The organism is Citricoccus sp. NPDC079358 (assembly GCF_040702545.1).
Lineage (GTDB): Bacteria > Actinomycetota > Actinomycetes > Actinomycetales > Micrococcaceae > Citricoccus.
In genome coordinates this window covers 201154-216416 of record NZ_JBFBLI010000004.1, presented here as the reverse complement: position 1 = coordinate 216416, position 15263 = coordinate 201154, and the positions used below count along the sequence as shown (strand labels likewise).

Below are 15263 nucleotides of genomic sequence, written 5' to 3'. Positions count from 1 at the left end.
GCCGGCGTCGGGCCCGACCCCGGGGTCACCTCTTGCGGTACAGCGCCTTGCGCTGGAACCGGGGCTCCGAGGTGACCAGCATGCCGAGGTTGCGGAAGATGTCCTCGTCCACGGTGCCCAGGATGGTGGTGGTGTGGACGTCGCAGCCGGTCAGGTTGCGCAGCTGCGCCAGCGCCGCCCGCGCGTGCGGATCCGCGGCGGCGGAGACGGAGAGGGCGATCAGCACCTCGTCCGTGTGCAGCCGCGGATTCCGAGAGCCCAGGTGCTCGGTCTTGAGGGTCTGGATCGGCTCGATCGCGGCGGGGGAGAGCAGGTGGACGCTGTCCTCGATCCCGGCGAGGTGCTTCAGCGCGTTCAACAGCATGGCCGCAGAACAGCCCAGCAGGCCGGAGGTCTTGCCGGTGACGATGGTCCCGTCGGCCAGCTCGATGGCGGAGCCGGGAGCCTCGGTGACCTCCTCGATCGCCAGGGCGGGGGCGACGACGGCGCGGTCCTCGGTGCCGCAGCCCGCCCGGGACATCACCATGGCCACGCGTTCGGAGATGTCCGCCTCGCGGTCGTTGCTGCGTTCATCCACCAGGGCCTTGTAGTAGCGGCGCACGATCTCCTGGCGGGAGGCCTCGCGGCACACCTCATCGTCCACGATGCAGCTGCCCGCCAGGTTCACGCCCATGTCTGTGGGAGAGGCATACGGGGAGGAACCGGTGAGCTTCTCCAGTAGGGCCTTCAGGAGCGGGAACACCTCCACGTCCCGGTTGTAGCTGGTGACCTGTTCGCCATAGGCCGCGAGGTGGAACGGGTCGATCAGGTTGATGTCATCCAGGTCCGCGGTGGCGGCCTCATAGGCGAGGTTCACCGGGTGGTCCAGGGGCAGGTTCCAGATGGGGAACGTCTCGAACTTGGCATAACCGGACGAGATGCCCCGGGCGTGATCGTGGTACACCTGCGAGAGGCACGTGGCGAGCTTGCCGGAGCCCGGCCCGGGTGCGGTGACCACCACGACGTCCCGGGTGGTCTCGGAGTAGTCGTTCAGCCCGAAGCCCTCTTCGGAGACGATCCGCCTGGTGTCCTGCGGGTAGCCCGGGATCACGCGGTGACGGGCGACCGTCAGCCCCAGCCGCTCGAGGCGCTCACTGAAGGCCTGCGCCACCTGGTTCGAGTCCTCCAACTGGGTCAGCACCACGTGCTGGACCAGGAAGCCGCGCTCGCGGAACACGTCCACCAGCCGCAGCACGTCCTCCTCGTAGGGGATCCCCAGGTCGGCCCGGACCTTCTGGCGTTCCAGGTCCTTCGCGTTGAGGCAGATGAGGATCTCGAGCTCGTCCTTGATGCGCTCCAGCATGGCGATCTTGTTGTCCGGGGTGAAGCCGGGCATCACGCGCGAGGCATGGTGGTCGTCGAAGAGCTTCCCACCCATCTCCAGGTACAGCTTGCCGCCGATCGCCTGGCGCCGCTCCTCGATGTGGCGGGACTGCAGCTCGATGTAGCTCTCCCGGTCGAAGCCCGTCCGGTGCCCCGGCAGCCCATTCGGCGCAGCGGACGAGGCGGCCCCGGCCGGGCCCGCAGCCCCCCCGGGAGCGGACGCCGAGGGCGTGCTCTGGGCGGGAGATCCAGGGGTTTCGGGAGCTGACGGAGCGGAGGGGGAGATCGACGAGGCCACGACGTCAAGCTAGCACCCGGGCCGGACGTCCGCCGGGCTACGCGCCCTGCGGTCGGTCGATCGCCAGCACCTCACCGAGGGTGCCCCACTCGTTGCGCCCCAATCGGGTCAGCGGATCGAGCCGCTGCGCCAGGGGAAGCGTCCGGCCGCGGGCATCGGTGTCCAGGGTGTCGGTGTCCACCGCCACCTGCACCACGCGGCCGAGCACCATGTGGTTCCCTCCGACCTCGATGATGCGTTCCACGGTGCACTCCATGACCGCGGGCGAACCGGCCACCCGCGGAGGCGCGACGACGGCCGAAGGCTCGGCCTCGATGCCCACGGCCTGGAACTCGTCCACCTCCGGGGCATAGCGCGCCGAGGTCTGATTGGCCGCCTCGAACTGCCGCCGGGCCACCAGCGAGACGGTGAACTCGCCGGTGGCCTCGGCATTGGTCAGGGAGTCCTTGCGCGAGGTCGAGGAGAACATCACGATCGGCGGCTCCTCGGAGACCATCGTGAAGAACGAGTGCGGGGCCAGATTCGCGGTGCCGTGTGCGTCCACGGTCCCCACCCAGGCGATGGGCCTCGGGATGAGGATCGACTTCACCAGCAGGGTCGTCTCGCGGTCGCCGAGGTGTGCCGGATCGAACTCAGTGCGGGGGTTGGTCATGGGGACAGTCTTCCAGCACCTCCGGTGCGGCCGTGCCGTCCTCCACAGCACGCCACGTGCTCTGGTCTTATCCCCACTAGCCCCTGACAGTCACCCGCGAGCCGAGGGGAGTGCCTAGCGTCGGGGACAGCAGGAATGACGGGGCTGTGGCCGGCGGAAACCGGGGCAGCGCAGGGCGGGAGGACGGGCATGACAGTACCCCACGGTGGAGCGCCGATGGTCCACGGGTTGGTGGGCGGGACACTGCCCCTTCCGGTCATCGATCCGGACGTGCTGTGCCCGGTGGTCGGGACGGCCCTGGACGTCCTCTTCGGAGACGAACAGCAGCTCCGTCTCCTGGAGGCGGCGGTGGCACAGCTGTACCAGGTGGTCGAGGAGTTGCGGCTGGTCGGGACGGGCACCCGCGGCGTGGCCGCATCAGTCCACCGCCTCTCGGTCCTGGACTGGCGCTCGCCGGCCGGCACTGCGTTCCTGGACCGGGGCGACCGCCTGCGCGGGCGGGCCGCGGACCTGGCCGAGCTGGCGGAGGAATCCGCGGTGCTGGCCCGGGTGGCGATCGATGAGCTGCACGGGAGAATCGGTCAGCTGCGGGCCAGCCTCAACACGGTGAAGGCCACGGTGGCCAGCGCCGCCACCCTGGGGATGTGCTGAGGTGGCGGGACCGCTGGCCGCGGCCGCACCCGGCACGATGACGGCGACCGTGCCCGCCGGCGTCGGCCGTCCTGGCCTCCTGGACGGAGTGGACGGCGTTCCCGGACGGACGGAGGACGGGCGTGGCGAGGCGCCGCCGTCGTTCTCCCTCCGCGGTGGGCCGACGAGCATCCACGCCAACCTGGACGATCTGGAACGGGGCAGCTTCCTCTTGGCGGCGGCCACGGACGAGGCGGCGGCCCTGTCCATGCGGGCCGCGGGGGCGGGCTCCGTCCTGGCCCTGGCGGCGGCCCAGACCGGAGCGGGCCGGGCTCTGGCGGCACGCACGGCAACGTTGTCCTCCGGGTTGCTGTCCATCAGTGCCGAGGCCGACGTGCTGTACCTCGGCGTGCGGTCTGCCGCCGAGGCCTACCGCGACGCGGAGGCGGCCGCCCAGCGCGCCGTCGTCGAACTGGCCGGCCATGCCGCCTTCGTCTCCGCGGCAGTGCTCGCCCTCTCCAACCAGCCCATCCCGCAGCCGATCACGGAACTGGCCGTGCAGGCCGCTCCCGAGGTCATCGCGGGGCTGCTCGGGACACTGTCCCTGGGGCTCGGTGTGGGATTCCGGGTGGCCTCGGACGCCGCCGGCTATGCGGCCCGGGATGAGGGCGTCAGCGGTGCCCTGTCCGGGCCAGAGCGGCTGTGGCCGCTGCTCACGGTGCTGGGTTCGGGGGCCGGGATCGTTCAGATCGGCCCGGTTCGAACCCAGGAGAAGGTTCCCCTGGCCGACGAGTGGGACGAGACGTGGACGCCCGAGGGGCGGGGCACCATCACGCAGGTCATGGACCATCTGGACCGGGCGCGCGCGGCGGCCCCGGGCTCGATCCAGATCACCCGGATCACCCCCGGCGCTCCCGGCACCCCGGAGACGGTGTGGCTGGTGGCGATCCCCGGCACCCAGCCGGGTGACTCCAAGGACGCCAGCGGCTGGTCCACCAACCCCCTGAGCATGGATGGCAACGCCGAGGCCTTGGCCTTCGACTCGCAGCACATGACCGCGGCGATCGACGATGCGCTCCGCCAGGCGGGAGCCGGCCAGGGCGACGCCCTCGTGCTGACGGGCTACAGCCAGGGCGGCATGCATGCCGCGCGGGCCGCCGCCGACCCGAGGATCGCGGCGGCCTATGACGTGCAGGGGCTGATGACCATCGGATCGCCCACGGGGGAGATGGCCGTCCCCGAGGGAGTGGAGACCGTCCACCTGGAGCACGAGGAGGATCTGCCGGCCGCTGCGGACGGCCGGCCCAACCCGCAGGGCGCCCATCGGGCCACCATCACGGTGAGCGGGTACCGGGAGGAGCTGTATCCCGAGGGGCGGGACCTCATGTCAGGGCACCTGTTCGAGAACTACCGGTTCCACGGCGAACGGATCGACGCCGATCCGGAGGTGGCCCACCGGGCGCCGGCCCTGGCCCATCTCGGCACCCTGACCGCCGCCGGCGGCGTGACCCGATCGGTGCAGCTGGAACGGATCCGCCCGGGCAACCCGCGTCATCCGTCCTCGCCGCCGCAGACGGCGCGGACGGCGAGGACGGCGCGTCAGTCCCGCCGGGAGTTCGCGCCGGAGAGGCCGAGGACGCCGTTGGCCAGCATGGACACGATCGAGATGATGACGGCCGCGAAGACCGCCGTCCACCAGAACGCGTCCACCGTGACCTGCATCGGCAGATAGGAGGTCAGCCAGACGGTCAGCATGAGCATGCCGGCGTTGATGATGATCGTGAACAGGCCCAGGGTCAGGCAGGTCAGGGGCAGGGAGAGCAGGGAGATGACCGGCTTGACCACCGCGTTCACGGCGCCGAACACCAGCCCGATGACGAGGTAGGCGATCACCGTGTTCAGGGTGGTGTCGCCGGTGTCGCCGAAGGTGTCGGAGGGGATGACCTCCATGCCGGGCAGGATCAGGGTGGCCACCCAGAGGGCCAGGCCGTTGACGATGACGCGGAGGAGGAACTTCACCATGGGGCCATCGTCCCACGCCCCGCTGTGGACACGCCCTGGGGGCACGTCAGTTGTTCGCGACCCGCGACTAGGCTGGTGAGCCATGAACGAACCGCAGCCCATCCGCCCGCGCCCGGTCCTCAGCCAATTACCGGCCTATGCGGCGGGCAAGCCCGCCGCCCCGGTGGAGGGGCTCACGCCCTACAAGCTCTCCTCCAACGAGAACCCGTTCGGCCCGGTGCCCGCGGTCCGTGCGGTCCTGGAGCGGTTCACGGACATCTGCCGCTACCCGGACCCGCTGTCCACCGCCCTGCGCGAGCGCCTGGGCGAGCACCTCCAGGTCTCCCCGCAGGACATCGTCACCGGGGCCGGCTCCCTCGGGGCGCTGACGCAGATCATCACCACCTACGCCGGCACGCACCCGGACGGCACCCAGGACGAGGTCATCTACGCGTGGCGTTCCTTCGAGGCCTACCCGATCGTCGTCCGGGCGGCCGGGGCCAAGGACATCCAGGTCCCGCTGACCGCCGATTTCCGCCATGACCTGGACGCCATGGCCGCGGCCATCACCGAGCGCACCCGCGTCATCATCGTCTGCACGCCGAACAACCCGACGGGACCCGCCCTCACCGGGGCGGAGGTCGAGGCGTTCCTGGCGAAGGTGCCGCAGGACGTGCTGGTGGTCCTTGACGAGGCCTACACCGAGTTCATCACCCAGCCGGACGCCGTCGATGCCGTGGAGGTCTATCGCCGGCACCCCAACGTGGCAGTGCTGCGGACGTTTTCCAAGGCCCATGGGCTGGCGAATCTGCGGGTCGGGTACTCCATCTCCCACCCGCACGTCACCCAGTACCTGCGTGTCCTGGCCACACCTTTCGCCGTGTCCTCGGTGGCGGAGCAGGCTGCCATCGCCTCCCTCGACCACATCGACGAGGTCAACGAACGCGTGGCGACGGTCGTCTCCGAGCGAGAGCGCGTGCTGGCCGGCCTGGCCGCCCTCGGCTGGGACGTCCCCGACTCCCAGGGCAACCTCGTCTGGCTGCCCCTGGGTGACCGCACGCCCGAGTTCCTCGCGGCGGCCGGCCGCCGGGCGCTGGCCGTGCGCGGCTTCGGCACCGAGGGCGTTCGCGTCACGATCGGCGAGGAGGAGGCCAACACGCGCTTCCTCCAGGTCTGTGAGGACTTCCCCGCAGGCCCGACGCCGGCCGCCTAGCCTCCCAGCCCCACCCTCCGGGTGCGTGCCGCGGGCGCGGCGGAGGCAGCGAAAGGTGCTGGTCCGGCGTCGTTCAACGCGCGAGTAGGGGCCGGCGGGACTAGGCTTGACCCCGGACCGGCGCCGGACGTGCCGGGGGAGAAGGAGTTCCACGTGAACGAACCGCAGCCGCCGACCACGGTGACCGAGTTGCCGGACGGCGCCGTCCGCCTGCTGGACGCCGACGGCACCCTGCACGAGGACGCCAGGTTCACGCCCTACCTCGCCGACCTCGACGAGGCGGCCCTGCAGCGGATGTACCGGCTCATGGCCACCGAGCGCCGGGTGGACTCCGAGGGCACCTCCCTGCAGCGGCAGGGCCAACTCGCCCTCTGGGTCCCCGCCATCGGCCAGGAGGGCGCCCAGGCCGGCGCCCTGGCCGCGCTGCACGACTCCGACTGGATCTTCCCGACCTACCGCGAGCATCTCTTCGCCCTGGGCCGCGGCGTCACCCCGGGCCAACTGTTCGAGCTGTTCCGCGGGGCCGCGCATGCCGGTTGGACCGCCGAGGACCACCGCCTCCAGCCCTACACCCTGGTGCTCGCCGCCCAGACCCTGCACGCCACCGGCTACGCCTGGGGCATCCAGCGGGACCAGGCCGGCTGGGACGCCGACCGCCTGCAGCGCGAGGGCCAGATCGCGCTGGCGTGCTTCGGGGACGGGGCCTCCTCCGAGGGCGACGTCCACGAGTCCATGGTCTTCGCCGCCAGCTTCAACCTGCCCGTGGTGTTCTTCTGCCAGAACAACCAGTGGGCCATCTCCGTGCCCGCCTCCACCCAGACCCGCGTCCCGCTCGCACAACGCGCCGCGGGCTACGGCTTCGAGGGCGTCACCGTGGACGGCAACGACCCCTTGGCCATGTACGCCGTGACCGCGTGGGCGGCGGAACAGGCCCGCACCGGAGCCGGCCCCGTCCTCGTGGAGGCCCACACCTTCCGGGTCGGGGCGCACACCACCGCCGATGACCCCACGAAGTACCGGACTCGGGACGAGGAGTCGGCCTGGGCCGGCGTCGACCCGATGGCCCGTCTGGAGAAGTACCTGCGGGCGACCGGGGCCGCCGGCGCCGACCCGGAGGCCTTCTTCGCCGACGTCGCCGCCGAGGGGGAGCGGTTGGCCGCCCAGAGCCGCGAGGCCGTGCTGGCCATGACCGGAGACGCCATCGCGCCGCTGGAGGCCGTGTTCGACACGGTGTATGCGGAACCCCACCCACTCGTGGCCGAGGAGAAGGCCTGGCACCGTGCGTGGCAGGCCGGATTCGCAGAGACAGCAGACGAGGCTGATGGAGCAGAGGAAGGACGTCGGGCATGACCGCCGAAAGCACCACCCTGCCGGGCGGCCGGCCCGGAGCGCCCTCAGCCGAGCGGCCCAGCCAGCCTGCCGACGGCGCGGCCGCCGTCGAGACCCTGACCATCGCCAAGGCCATCAACCGGGCCCTGGCGGATGAACTCGCCGCCGATCCGAAGACCCTGCTCATGGGCGAGGACATCGGCTCCCTGGGCGGCGTCTACCGGGTGACCGAGGGGCTGAAGGCCACCTACGGCGCCGGTCGCGTGGTGGATTCACCGCTGGCCGAGTCCGGCATCATCGGCACGTCCATCGGCCTGGCCCTGCGCGGCTACCGGCCCGTCACCGAGATCCAGTTCGACGGCTTCGTGTTCCCGGGTTTCAACCAGATCACCACCCAGCTGGCCAAGCTGCGTGCCCGCACCCGGGGCACCGCCACCGTGCCGGTGACCATCCGCATCCCCTACGGCGGCGGCATCGGCTCGATCGAGCACCACTCGGAATCACCCGAGGCGCTGTTCGCCCACACCCCCGGCCTGCGGATCATCACCCCCTCCAACGCGCAGGACGCCTACTGGATGACACGCCAGGGCATCCAGTCGCAGGACCCGGTCATCATCTTCGAGCCCAAGCGCCGCTATTGGCTCAAGGGCCAGGTCGACCTGGCCGCGGAGGGCCACGGCGGGCTCGGCGCCTTCCAGGCCCAGGTGGTGCGCGAAGGCACGGACGTGACGATCGCCGCCTACGGGCCTCTGGTCCCGGTCGCGTTGGCCGCCGCGAACGCCGCAGCCGAGGACGGGCGCTCGGTCGAGGTGGTGGACCTCCGTTCACTGTCCCCGATCGACTTCGACACCCTGCAGGCTTCCCTCGAGAAGACCGGCCGCATGGTGGTCGCCCACGAGGCGCCCACGTTCGGCGGGCTCGGCGGGGAGATCGCCGCCCGCCTGACCGAGCGGTCCTTCCTGCACCTCGAGGCGCCCATCATCCGCGTCGGCGGCTTCCACCTGCCCTACCCGCCGTCCCGTGTGGAGGAGCAGTACCTGCCGGACCTGGACCGAATCCTCGACGCCGTCGACCGCACCTTCGCGTACTGAACGCCTACTGATTGCCGGGAGGCACCATGGAGATCTTCACCCTGCCGGATGTCGGCGAAGGCCTGACCGAGGCCGAGATCACGGAGTGGCGCGTGGCTGTGGGAGACACGGTCGCCGTCAACGACGTCCTCTGCGAGATCGAGACCGCCAAGTCCCTGGTCGAGCTGCCCAGCCCCTATGCCGGCACCGTCGCCGAGCTCATGGCCCCGTCCGGGCAGACCATCGAGGTCGGCACCCCCATCATCGGCATCACCACAGAGGCCTCCCCGGACGGATCCCCGGAGGGCTCGGCCCCGGCGGCCCCCGCGGCTATGGAGACCGGATACACGATGCCGGCCGGAGCGGGAGCAGCATCCGGTGACAGCGCCGAGGACGGCGTCGGCGAGGAGGCCCCTGTGCCGACCGACGGCGGCGATCCCGCGCGGTCGTCCGCCGGCGATGCTGCTGAGGGGACCGCCGGTGGTGCGGCCGGTGGGGCCGCTGCCGGCGGTTCCGGTGCCGCGCTGACCGGTTCCGGGCCGAAGGCGGATGCGGCCATGCGGCGCCCGCGGAAGCCGTCCGGCCAGGCCGCGGTGGCGCCGTCCTGGAGCCCGTCGCTGCGGGAGAAGCCCACCCGAGACGCCGCGGACCTCACCGCCCCGGCCGCCTCAGTAGCCCCCAGCGTCTCCAGCGCCTCCAGCGCCCCGAGCGCTCCGGTGACGCGCGGGCTGCGGCTGCCGGCCGCCGTCGGGAACCTGGTGGCCGCCGGACGCGAACGCCAGACGGAGGTGGCAGGGCTGTTCGAGCGCGTGCTGGCCAAGCCGCCGGTGCGGCGCATCGCGAAGGAACTGGGGGTGGACCTGACCAAGGTGCGGGCCACGGGACAGTTCGGCGAGGTCACACGGACGGACGTGGAGGACTACCTGGCCGAGCGGGAGACGAACATCGACACCTCCGCGTCGTTCTGGATGCCGGACGCCGGTGACAACTCACGGCGCACCGAACGGATCCGCGTCAAGGGGGTGCGCAAGGCGACGGCCGCAGCGGTCTCCGAGTCGTACCGGGATGCCCCGCACGTCTCCATCTTCGTGGACGTGGACGCCTCGAGGACCATGGAGTTCGTCAAGCGCCTCAAGACCTCCCGTGAGTTCGAGGGCGTGAAGGTGACCCCGTTGCTGATCCTCGCGAAGGCCGTCATCTGGGCCGCGGCGCGCAACCCGCACGTCAACGCCTCGTGGACGGAAGACGAGATCCTGGTCAAGCACTACATGAACCTCGGGATCGCCGCCGCGACCCCGCGTGGATTGCTCGTGCCGAACGTCAAGAACGCCAACGAGCTGACCCTCCGTGACCTGGCCGAGGCCCTCGGGACCCTGGCCCGGCGGGCCAGGGATGGCAAGACGCAACCGGCGGAGATGGCGGACGGGACGATCTCGATCACCAACATCGGCGCGCTGGGCATCGATACGGGCACGCCGATCATCAACCGTGGCGAGGTGGCCATCGTGGCCTTCGGGACCGTCCGGCAGAAGCCGTGGGTGGTCTCCGGGGAGGTCATCCCGCGGTGGATCACCACCCTGGGCGGCTCCTTCGACCACCGCGTGGTGGACGGGGACCTCTCGGCGCGCTTCATGGCGGACGTCGCGGCCATCATGGAGGAGCCGGCCCTCCTGCTGGAGTAGCCCCGGATCACCTCACCTCAGAGTGCTGCGAACATGTCCGGGACGGACAGCTCCCCGGTGACCGTGCCGTACGTGCGGGCGGTCTCCGCCAGTTCCTCCTGGGCCGCCAGGTTGAACTCAGACCGGAACCGCGGAAGCTTCATCGTCTCCAGCACCTCCGGCGGGGTCTGGGTGTAGGTGCCGGTGATCCGGCGGACCTCGTCCGGATTCTGCTGGGCATACTCCAGACTGCGGACCAGGGCCTCCCGGAAGGACCGCACCAGGTCCGGATCGTTCTCGAGGGTCTCCTCGCTCGCGAAGTATCCGCCGGTGTCGAGCTCGGGGTTGGCCTCCGCATACGGCCAGGAGACGGCCACCATGCCGGCTTCCAGGGCCGGGGTGACGAAGGGTTCCACCACCACTCCGGCGTCGAGCTGCCCGTTTTCCAGGGCCGCCTGGACGTCCGGGAAGGCCATCTCCATGAACTCCAAGGACCCGCCGTCTCCGCCGGCCTTGTCCATGACCTGGCGGCACGCGGTGTCCCCGATGTTCGCCAGCTGGTTCGAGGACAGCGTCTTGCCCGCCAGGTCGCGGATGCTCTCGAATCCGGAGTCCGGGGCGGCGACGAGCGCGACGTTGTCGTTACCGGGTTCGCCCGTGGTGGTGCTGCCGGAGCAGAAGAACTTCAGGCCGATGCCCTGCGAGCGGGCCACCATCATGGACACCACGTTGCCGAAGGCGAAGTCAAACTGGCCCGAGACGACGCCCGGGAAGGAGATGGCACCGCCGGAGGTCGACTCGATCGTCACGTCCAGGCCGGCCTCCTCGAAGAAGCCCTGCTCCTTCGCCAGGTGCAGGGGTGCGACGTCGACGATCGGTATCGCTCCGACCGTCACCGCGCGCAGATCGCCGGAGCCGCCGGCCGAGCCGCCAGCCGCATCGGGGCTTTCACCGGTGTCGCCGCTCCCGGAGGGGTCACCCTGCCCGCAGGCGGCAGCGGTGCCGACCACGACGGCTGCGGTGCCGACGGCCAGGAGGCGTCGGCGGGTCAGGAGGGAGGACGGGTGGATTCGGGTGCTCATGGTTTCTCCTCTGGCGTTCGGGGGACGGCACCAGATCACTTTGAGGGCAGAGATGAGTACTCATTTCTGCCCTCAAAACGATGGTGGGTGGGGCTACTCGCCGGCCGCGAAGCTGTGGGCCAGCACCCAGGAGGGGAAGTCGGCGATCTTCGCGTCGATGAGGATCGGGCGGTCGCGCGGCCCGTCGAGCCACTCCTGCACGGCGCCCAGGTCGGATTCCTGGCGCACGGTCACCGACGCGCAGCCGAAGCCGGCGGCGATGGCCGCGATGTCCGTCGGCGGGAACTGCACCGTGTCGAGGCGGTCGGTCTCATGGACGAAGTGGTGCACCTCGGCTCCGTAGGCGGCGTCGTTGTAGACCACCACCATCAGCGGCATCCGCAGCCGCACGGCGGTCTCCAGCTCCACGAGGGACATCAGCAGCCCGCCGTCACCCACGCCGGCCACCGCGATCCGGTCCGGGGAGGCCAACTGGGATCCCATGGCGCTGGACAGGGCCAGGCCGATCGACTGGAACGCCAGCGGCACGCAGTACCCCGTGTTGTCCGGCACGCGGAAGTGCATGGCCGGGTAGGCGTTGAAGTTGCCGCCGTCCGGGACCACCACGCGCTCCATCGGCACCATCTCGTCCAGCCGGTTGGTCAGCAGCCGCGGATCGATCCGCCCGCTGTCCGGTTCCCCCTCGATCACGGGCTCGGAGACGTCCTCGAAGGGCTGGTCCCGCCAGTGCAACGAGGCGGCCACCCGGGCGCGGGTCTCCTCGGTCCGGTAGCCCGTCTGCGTGCCCCCGGTGGACGCCAGCCGTTCGCCCAGGGCGACGGCGGCAGCGGCGGCCGTGAGGCCGGCGTCGCCCAGGATGGTCAGGTCCACCGGGTAGTGGAGTCCGAACGCGGCCGGGGTGTCATCCACCTGGATGACGGTCTTGCCCCGCAGGTGCGTGCCGTCCCGGGTGGTCCACCGGTTCAGGGCGGCGCCGAACACCAGCATCACGTCGGCCTGGCGCACCAGCTCGGCGGCCCCGTCCGTGGAGAAGCCGCCCATCACGTCCAGGTGCCACGGATCCTCGTGGAACAGCCCGCGCCCCACCGCCGAGGTGGTCAGCAGCGCACCCGCACGCTCGGCCAGGTCCCGGATGGGCCCGACGCCGGCCGCGGCACCCCGACCGCCCACGATCACCGGGCGCTCGGCGCTGGCCAGCAGCTCGGCGATCCGCTCGACCGCCTCCGGCGAGGCACCGGCCGGCGTGGGCGGCACGGGAGGGGCCACGGAGTCCACCAGGGCGCGCTGGGCTTCCGGGATGCTGCCCTCCTGGACGTCCAGGGGCATGGACAGCACCACGGTGCGCCGGTCGTTGACGGCGCGGGTCACGGCGCGGATCGTGTCCGCCACGGCGGAGGCGGGGGAGTGCAGCCGCTCGGGCACCGCGCCCATGCCCTCGACGACCTTGTCCTGGTCGATGTAGAAGTTCGAACCGTACTGACCGCCGGGGGTGTCCCCGGAGATTACCAGCACCGGGGTGCGGGACTTGGCGGCTTCGCCGATGCCAGTCAGCGCGTTGGACAGTCCGCAGCCCTGGTGGACGGTGACCACGGAGAGCCGCCCGGTGGAGCGGGAGTAGGCGTCGGCCATGCAGGCGGCGCCCATCTCATGCCGGGCCGCCGTGAACGGCACCCCGTCCGGACGCTCCTCGCTCGGGGCGAGGAGTGCGTTGGTGGCCCGGAAGTTGCCGGAGCCGACCACGCCGAAGACGTGGGCGGCGCCCATCCGGGCGATGATGCGGCCGACGGCCTCACTGACCTTCATGGCTGTCTGGGGTCCTTTCGTGGTGGTCTCGTGCTGCAGTGCCGTGGTGGTCATGGGGTCCCCTCCGGCAGCAGAGCGTCCAGGTCCGGGGCCTCATCGATGACGCCGTACTTCACGGCGGCCTCACCGAGGGCGGTCATGGCGTCGCGGGAGAAATCGGCCTTGAAGCGCGGCAGGGTGATGCGCTCGAGGATCTCCGGGTCCGTCTCCGTGTACTCGCCGATCACCTCGCGGACCACGTCCGGGTTCTCCTGGCTGTACTCCATGGACTTGCGCATGGCGCGGGTGAACGCCTCGACGTCCTCCGGCCGCTGCTCGATGACCTCCTCCGTGGTGAAGTAGCCACCGATGTCCAGGTCCGGGTGGGCCTCGGCGTAGGGCCAGGACACGGCCTTCAGGCCGGCGTCGAGGGACTGGGTCAGGTAGGGTTCCAGGACGAGGGCCGCCTCCACCTGGCCGTTCTGCACGGCGGCCGCGGCATCGCCGAAGGCCAGCTCGATGAAGTCCATATCCGCGCCGTCACCGCCTGCGTTGTCCACGGCGAGGCGGATGGAGGTGTCGCCGATGTTCATCAGGTTGTTCGAGGAGGCGGTCTGGCCCTGCAGGTCCGCGGTCGTCTCCAGTGCGGAGTCCTCCAGGGCGATGACGGCCGCGAAGTCCTTGCCCTCCTCGCCCGTGGTGGTGGTGCCGTTGGCGACGTACTGCAGCGGCAGGCCCTGGTCACGGGCCACCATGAGGGAGACGGTGTTGCCGAAGGCGAAGTCATAATCACCGGCGACCACGCCCGGCACGGCGATCGCGCCGCCGGAGGTGTTCACCACCTCGACGTCCAGGCCCTCGTCCTCGAAGAAGCCCTCCTTGACGCCGACGTGGATCGGGGCGACGTCACCGATGGGGATGGCCCCGACGCGGATGGGGGTCAGGTCCTCCGCGCCGCCGCCGGCCTCGGTGCCGGCCGACGTCGCCTCCTCATCGCCGGACCCGCCGGACGGGGAGCCGGAACCGCAGGCGGCCAGTCCGAGGGTGACGGTGAGGCTGAGGGCGACGAGCCCGACGCCGGACGTGAGCGACCGGAGGCGGCCGCGGTGCGCGAGGGGTCGGCTGCGGAGCCGGGTGGGCGTCGGCGAAGGCGACGGTGACGGAGGCGTCTGTGATGGAGGGGTCATAGAGGCACCGTATGGTGTGGATCACACGCGGTCCAATGATCGTTCTGCGTGTCAGGCATAGATCTGATCTATAGGTTCTGCGCCCGGGCGGTGTGGCTCGTGGTGCCGAGGTCCTGGAGCTGGTCGACGGCCCACGGAACGAACCAGGCCGTGGCCGAGGTCGGCGGGCGGGGCGCCGCGTAGGCGTGCACGGTCACGTCGGTGTCCTCGTAGGGCAGGGGCCATTGCTCGATGTCCCAGGCGTGGAACCACTCCGCGAGGAGGATCTCCGGCACGAAGGCGATCAGATTCGTACCGGCCACGAGGGCGGGGATGGCGGAGAAGCTGGAGACGGCCACGGACCCGCCGGCGGGTGGCGGCATGCGGTCCTCGATGAGCGTGTGGCCAGTGGAGCCGCGAATGACCACCCGGGCGGCGCGGGAGATGTCCTCGGCCGTCGGGCGGGCCGGCCCGAGCCGGCCGCGGCGGGCGATGCAGACGTAGCGGTCACGGCGCAGCGGCAGGGCGTGGACCTCGCCGCGGGGGCGGGCGGACGCGATCGCCAGGTCGAGGTCTCCGGCGGCCAGCAGGTCCGCGGCGGTGGTGGTGTCCAGCTGAACCACGTCCAGGCTGCAGCCGGGTGCGGTGGCGGCGAGGGCGGGGACCAGCCGGGGCAGGAACACCAGCTGACCGAGGTCGGTGACGGCGATCCGGAAGGTGGCGGCGGCGTGGGCGGGCTCGAAATCTGCGAGGCTCGCCACCGCAGCGTCGGCCGCGGCGGGCATGGTGGCCACCTCGGCGTAGAGCTGGCGGGCCGCCCGGGTCGGCACCACCCCGCGGCCGGAGCGGGCGAACAGCTCATCGCCCGTGGCGCGGCGGAGGCGGTTGACGGAGTGCGTGACGGAGGGCTGGGTGAGGTTCAGGCGCGCCGCGGCGGCAGTCAGGGTGCCCTCCTCCATGACCGCGACGAAGACCCGGATAAGGTTCAGGTCGAGCATGCGTGCCTCCTGGGTGACG

Annotated in this window: 12 protein-coding genes; 5 read left to right on the top strand and 7 right to left on the bottom strand. The window is 71.2% G+C overall.

Going from position 1 to position 15263, the window contains the following annotated elements; translation table 11 throughout:
• Nucleotides 1-25: 25 nt before the first annotated feature.
• Both AB0333_RS07290 and AB0333_RS07285 read right to left on the bottom strand, forming a co-directional pair.
• Complete coding sequence (locus tag AB0333_RS07290; RefSeq protein WP_366218114.1) at nt 26-1522, bottom strand: DUF1846 domain-containing protein; 1497 nt, start codon at nt 1520-1522, stop codon at nt 26-28.
• Between the two features lie 175 nt (nt 1523-1697).
• Nucleotides 1698-2312 carry a flavin reductase family protein gene (locus tag AB0333_RS07285; RefSeq protein WP_366218028.1) on the bottom strand — a complete coding sequence of 205 codons (615 nt, stop codon included), beginning with the start codon at nt 2310-2312 and terminating at the stop codon, nt 1698-1700.
• A 189-nt stretch (nt 2313-2501) separates the two neighbouring features.
• On the opposite strand from AB0333_RS07285, the gene AB0333_RS07280 reads away from it, so the two are divergent.
• Nucleotides 2502-2963 (top strand): hypothetical protein, encoded by a 462-nt coding sequence (locus tag AB0333_RS07280; protein WP_366218026.1) that lies wholly within the window; start codon nt 2502-2504, stop codon nt 2961-2963.
• Between the two features lie 1578 nt (nt 2964-4541).
• On the opposite strand, the gene AB0333_RS07275 is transcribed toward AB0333_RS07280, so the two are convergent.
• Nucleotides 4542-4964 (bottom strand): phage holin family protein, encoded by a 423-nt coding sequence (locus AB0333_RS07275; RefSeq protein ID WP_313818011.1) that lies wholly within the window; start codon nt 4962-4964, stop codon nt 4542-4544.
• A gap of 82 nt (nt 4965-5046) precedes the next feature.
• Between AB0333_RS07275 and AB0333_RS07270 the strand changes: the two genes are divergently transcribed.
• The 4 genes from AB0333_RS07270 to AB0333_RS07255 all read left to right on the top strand — a co-directional run bounded on the left by AB0333_RS07270 (nt 5047) and on the right by AB0333_RS07255 (nt 10237).
• A complete protein-coding gene (locus AB0333_RS07270; protein ID WP_366218024.1) occupies nt 5047-6156 on the top strand; it encodes a histidinol-phosphate transaminase in 1110 nt (369 codons plus the stop codon).
• Between the two features lie 153 nt (nt 6157-6309).
• Nucleotides 6310-7506 carry a thiamine pyrophosphate-dependent enzyme gene (locus tag AB0333_RS07265; protein WP_366218022.1) on the top strand — a complete coding sequence of 399 codons (1197 nt, stop codon included), beginning with the start codon at nt 6310-6312 and terminating at the stop codon, nt 7504-7506.
• Nucleotides 7503-8576, top strand: a complete 1074-nt coding sequence (locus AB0333_RS07260) for a transketolase C-terminal domain-containing protein (protein WP_366218020.1) — start codon at nt 7503-7505, stop codon at nt 8574-8576. The genes AB0333_RS07265 and AB0333_RS07260 overlap by 4 nt, the downstream gene beginning before the upstream one ends.
• 26 nt (nt 8577-8602) lie before the next feature.
• Complete coding sequence (locus AB0333_RS07255; RefSeq protein ID WP_366218018.1) at nt 8603-10237, top strand: dihydrolipoamide acetyltransferase family protein; 1635 nt, start codon at nt 8603-8605, stop codon at nt 10235-10237.
• Between the two features lie 17 nt (nt 10238-10254).
• On the opposite strand, the gene AB0333_RS07250 is transcribed toward AB0333_RS07255, so the two are convergent.
• The 4 genes from AB0333_RS07250 to AB0333_RS07235 form a co-directional block, all read right to left on the bottom strand.
• Nucleotides 10255-11298: an ABC transporter substrate-binding protein gene (locus AB0333_RS07250; RefSeq protein ID WP_366218016.1), complete on the bottom strand. Its 1044-nt coding sequence runs from the start codon at nt 11296-11298 to the stop codon at nt 10255-10257.
• A gap of 93 nt (nt 11299-11391) precedes the next feature.
• Nucleotides 11392-13155, bottom strand: a complete 1764-nt coding sequence (locus AB0333_RS07245) for a thiamine pyrophosphate-binding protein (RefSeq protein ID WP_366218014.1) — start codon at nt 13153-13155, stop codon at nt 11392-11394.
• Entirely contained in the window at nt 13152-14267 is a 1116-nt protein-coding gene (locus tag AB0333_RS07240; protein WP_366218012.1) for an ABC transporter substrate-binding protein, read from the bottom strand. The genes AB0333_RS07245 and AB0333_RS07240 overlap by 4 nt, the downstream gene beginning before the upstream one ends.
• A 68-nt stretch (nt 14268-14335) precedes the next feature.
• Nucleotides 14336-15244, bottom strand: a complete 909-nt coding sequence (locus tag AB0333_RS07235; RefSeq protein WP_366218010.1) for a LysR family transcriptional regulator — start codon at nt 15242-15244, stop codon at nt 14336-14338.
• Nucleotides 15245-15263 lie beyond the last annotated feature (19 nt).

Coding starts and splice junctions, on each gene's coding strand:
- AB0333_RS07285 (WP_366218028.1), bottom strand. CDS start 2,312: ATGACCAACCCCCGCACTGAGTTCGATCCGGCACACCTCGGCGACCGC.
- AB0333_RS07275 (WP_313818011.1), bottom strand. CDS start 4,964: ATGGTGAAGTTCCTCCTCCGCGTCATCGTCAACGGCCTGGCCCTCTGG.
- AB0333_RS07280 (WP_366218026.1), top strand. CDS start 2,502: ATGACAGTACCCCACGGTGGAGCGCCGATGGTCCACGGGTTGGTGGGC.
- AB0333_RS07255 (WP_366218018.1), top strand. CDS start 8,603: ATGGAGATCTTCACCCTGCCGGATGTCGGCGAAGGCCTGACCGAGGCC.
- AB0333_RS07235 (WP_366218010.1), bottom strand. CDS start 15,244: ATGCTCGACCTGAACCTTATCCGGGTCTTCGTCGCGGTCATGGAGGAG.
- AB0333_RS07260 (WP_366218020.1), top strand. CDS start 7,503: ATGACCGCCGAAAGCACCACCCTGCCGGGCGGCCGGCCCGGAGCGCCC.
- AB0333_RS07270 (WP_366218024.1), top strand. CDS start 5,047: ATGAACGAACCGCAGCCCATCCGCCCGCGCCCGGTCCTCAGCCAATTA.
- AB0333_RS07250 (WP_366218016.1), bottom strand. CDS start 11,298: ATGAGCACCCGAATCCACCCGTCCTCCCTCCTGACCCGCCGACGCCTC.
- AB0333_RS07245 (WP_366218014.1), bottom strand. CDS start 13,155: ATGACCACCACGGCACTGCAGCACGAGACCACCACGAAAGGACCCCAG.
- AB0333_RS07240 (WP_366218012.1), bottom strand. CDS start 14,267: ATGACCCCTCCATCACAGACGCCTCCGTCACCGTCGCCTTCGCCGACG.